General features: G+C 48.2%; 1 protein-coding gene. It reads right to left on the bottom strand.

What is annotated here, in order from left to right; all coding sequences use genetic code 11:
• Positions 1–92: 92 nt before the first annotated feature.
• Positions 93–257, bottom strand: a complete 165-nt coding sequence (locus E1297_RS51030; protein ID WP_368669407.1) for a zinc ribbon domain-containing protein — start codon at positions 255–257, stop codon at positions 93–95.

Below are 257 nucleotides of genomic sequence, written 5' to 3'. Positions count from 1 at the left end.
CGCCCATCTGTCGCCTACTCCGCGAATGACTTAAAGGATTCATAAAAAGCCTTCATGACACGAGTCCTAAAGGTTATTCTGATGTATAAGTCCTAACGGCGGGCCCAAGCAAGCGCCGTCGAACAAGAAACCTTCGAATCCTTAACATGCTCTGCGCAGCAACTGGAACACGTCCAGTTTCGCACATCCAACGTCATTTTTTCGTGTTTCTCGTCGCAATTGGAGCAAGTTTTAGAGCTGGCGTACCATTGGTCGAT

The organism is Roseibium sp. RKSG952, assembly GCF_009711355.1.
The sequence above is the reverse complement of the archived record's forward strand: the minus strand, read 5'-3'. Positions and strand labels throughout refer to the sequence as shown.